General features: G+C 70.6%; 4 protein-coding genes. 3 read left to right on the top strand and 1 reads right to left on the bottom strand.

Annotated features, from left to right (window positions below):
- Both ACZ64A_RS36865 and ACZ64A_RS36860 read left to right on the top strand, forming a co-directional pair.
- Positions 1-123 (top strand): adenosylhomocysteinase (locus ACZ64A_RS36865; RefSeq protein WP_469816412.1); only part of this gene is annotated, 123 nt, incomplete at its 5' end.
- A gap of 157 nt (positions 124-280) precedes the next feature.
- Positions 281-895, top strand: coding sequence for a hypothetical protein (locus ACZ64A_RS36860; protein ID WP_469816411.1), 615 nt, complete (start codon positions 281-283; stop codon positions 893-895).
- Between the two features lie 49 nt (positions 896-944).
- Here the strand turns inward: ACZ64A_RS36860 and ACZ64A_RS36855 are convergent, their stop codons facing one another.
- Positions 945-1,913, bottom strand: coding sequence for an RDD family protein (locus ACZ64A_RS36855; protein WP_469816409.1), 969 nt, complete (start codon positions 1,911-1,913; stop codon positions 945-947).
- Between the two features lie 129 nt (positions 1,914-2,042).
- Here ACZ64A_RS36855 and ACZ64A_RS36850 point away from each other — a divergent pair, with 129 nt between their 5' ends.
- Entirely contained in the window at positions 2,043-3,050 is a 1,008-nt protein-coding gene (locus ACZ64A_RS36850) for a stage II sporulation protein M (RefSeq protein WP_469816407.1), read from the top strand.
- Positions 3,051-3,359: the final 309 nt, after the last annotated feature.

Below are 3,359 nucleotides of genomic sequence, written 5' to 3'. Positions count from 1 at the left end.
AAGGTCGCCCGTCTCCACCTGGACGCCCTCGGCGTCAAGCTGACCAGGCTGCGCCCGGAGCAGGCGGCGTACATCGGTGTCGACGTGGACGGCCCCTACAAGGCGGACCACTACCGCTACTGATCACACGTCAGCAGCGCTGACCGAGATCCGAGGCAGGCCCCCGCACCCCCGTGCCGGGGGCCTGCCCCATGTCCCGGACCAGCCCGTCACGACTGGCCGGACACCGACCACGACTCGCCGGACCCACCGGAACGCCCCGTCACGATCCAGGACCCCCATGCCCCGCGGCCGCTATTCGCTCCACGATCCGCACGATCACACCCCCCTCGCGGAAGAACACTTCCAGTGCGCCCCCGGCCCCTCCGGCTGGCGCTATGTCTCACGGCTGACCACCCCGGCCGGTGATCACCACGGCTCCGTCGACCTCACCCTCGACGAACTGGGCCGCCCCCTGCGCCTGGAACTCCACGCGGGCGACTGGCAGGTGCGCGGCGCCGCCCTCGACGGCGTCACCTGGGTCCGCACCGACCCCACCGGCTCGCATGCCTCCGAAGGCAATGTGCGCGCCCACGCCTTCACCGGCACCTCCCCCGCGTTCCTCATCGCCACGACCCGGCTCCTGCGCCTCACCCCCTCTGCTCCCGCAACCCGCGTACGGCTCGTCGCCTTCACGGACCCGGTCCTCGCCCCCCGCACCGTGGACCAGTCCTGGACCTTGCTGGAAAGAGAAGCACACGCCACTGACAACGGGCCCCTGACCGTGGACGAATACCAGGTCACAGCGCTGGACACGGGCGAGCAGCACACCGTGCACATCGCCGGCGACGTCGTCCTGGCAGCCCCCGGCATCGAGCTGGAAGACCTCGAGTCACCGCCGTCCGTCTTTCCCTGAAAGACAGGGGCCGGTCGGGATTCACCGGCGTCAAACCGTCCGGGGCGGATCAGGCGGGCGGGGCGAAGCCCGTGCGGGAACCGTCGTCCGGCCGCCCGGCGGGGGAGCCGGAGGCGGAGGACGGGGTGGCCGGAACAGACGGGGCGCTCGGTGCAGACGGTTCCGGAGATGACGGCGTCCCGCCCGGGGCCGGGGCCGAGGGGAAGGGGGCAGGGGTGAACGGGGCGGCAGCGCTCGCACCCGACCCACCGTCCCGCGATGTCGCCGTGCGGGATGCGAAAGCGCGACGGGCCTCCCTCGCCTGCCGCTCCTGCAGGACCGCCGCGAGGAACGCGGCCGGCGGGACCCCGGGCGGCACCGGAGCCCCCGTACGCACCGCGAGATCGCCGGCGAGACGCTGCGCCATGTCCGCGCCGACCTGCGGGTCCAGCTGCTGCATCCGCGTCAGGTACTGACGGATCGCGAGCCACAGCCCGTCCGGTACCGCCGACAGATCCAGCTGCGCGAACCGGCCCGCCAGCCACGGCGGCGGAGGCGGCAGAAAACCCGACCGCGCCTGCGGCACCCGCTCCCGCACGACCAGCGTCCCCGCGAACACATCACCCAGCCGCCGTCCCCGCTCCGACACGAGCGAGGCGATACAGGCCACGACGCCGAACGTCAGCAGGATCTCCACCACACCGACCGCACCCCGCACCAGCGCATGCCGGAACCGGATGGGCCCACCGTCGTCCCGCACCACCCGCAGCCCGGCCGCCAGCTTCCCCAGCGACCGCCCATGACTGAGCGTCTCGACGGCGATCGGCGCGCCCACAAGCACCAGCACGAACGTCGCGATCGACACCGCCGTCTGCGCCGCCTCGTCCAGCGAGGCCGTCGCCACCAGCAGGACCATCGTGACGATCGTGTAAGCCGCCATGGCGACGACCAGATCGATCAGCACGGCGAGCGCCCTGCTGGGCAGCTTCGCGGGCCGTAGCTCCAACGCCACCGCCTCGCCCGTCACCAGCTCGCTCACGCCCGACGCCCTTTCCCATGACCTGCCCTGAGAACCGCCAGTCTGCCAAGCTGAGGGCGCATCGCGCCGCAGTACGACAAGCTGACCCCGGCCGAGCCGCCGACGAACCGCGCAGGAGCAGGCACACCGATGGACCTCGACGTCTTCGTCTCCGCCCACCGAGCCGAGTGGGAACGCCTCGACTCCCTGCTCGGGCGTCGCCGCCGTCTCACCGGAGCCGAGGCCGACGAACTCGTCGCCCTCTACCAGCGCACCGCCACTCATCTCTCCCTGATCCAGTCCAGCGCCCCCGATCCCCAGCTGACCGGCCGGCTCAGCCAGCTCGTCGCACGCGCGCGTAGCGCCGTGACCGGCACCCGGCACGCCTCCTGGCGGGACGTGACCCGCTTCCTGACCAGGGGCTTCCCTGCAGCTGTCTACCGTTCCCGTCACTGGTGGGTACCCGCGGCGCTGCTGTCCATCGTGGTCGCCGCCCTGCTGGGCTGGTGGATCGGCACCCATCCCGACGTCCAGTCCGCCATCGCCGCACCCGGCGAACTGCGCCGGCTCACCCGCCCGGGCGGCGAGTACGAGACGTACTACTCGAGCCACCCGGCGGCCTCCTTCGCCGCACAGGTGTGGACGAACAACGCGCAGGCCGCCGCCGTCTGCCTGGTCATGGGGGTCTTCCTGGGCCTGCCGGTCCTGTGGATCCTCTTCCTGAACATGCTCAACCTGGGGGTGGGCATCGGCCTGATGTCCTCCGCCGGGCGCCTGGACATCTTTCTCGGCCTGGTGCTGCCGCACGGTCTGCTGGAGCTGACGGCCGTCTTCGTCGCCGCCGGCACCGGACTGCGGCTGGGCTGGACGGTCGTCGACCCCGGTCCGCGTACCCGGCGTACCGCGCTCGCCGAGGAAGGCCGGGCCGCCATCGGCATGGCCATGGGACTGGCCCTCGTGCTGTTCGTCTCCGGCGCGATCGAAGGCTTCGTCACCCCGTCGGGCCTGCCCACCTGGGCCCGTATCGCCATCGGCGTCGCCGCCGAGGGCGCCTTCCTGGCCTACGTCTTCGTGCTGGGCGGCAGAGCTGTACGGGAGGGCGAGAGCGGTGACGTGGAGGCGGCCGAGCGCAGCGCCACGCTGCCGATGGCCGCCTGATGTGCATCCACCCCTCCCGAGCTGTTAATCTCTCCTTCGCCCCGGAAACCCCGTTGACACGGAGTGGCCGAGGAGGTAGATTCGAACAGTTGCCTGGAACTGGACAGCGTCCGGTCGGCTACAGTGAGTATCTACAGGCTCCATGGAACATCGATTCCAAGTGAGCCACCCCGATGAAATCGGAAATGGATGGCTGATCAAACAGCCTGAAACATCTGATAAAGTCGGAACCGCCGGAAAGGGAAACGCGAGAGCGGAAACCTGGAAAGCACCGAGGAAATCGGATCGAGAAAAGATCTGATAGAGTCG

The organism is Streptomyces sp. NPDC104814 (genome assembly GCF_055583185.1).
This window is presented reverse-complemented; position numbering and strand designations above follow the sequence as displayed.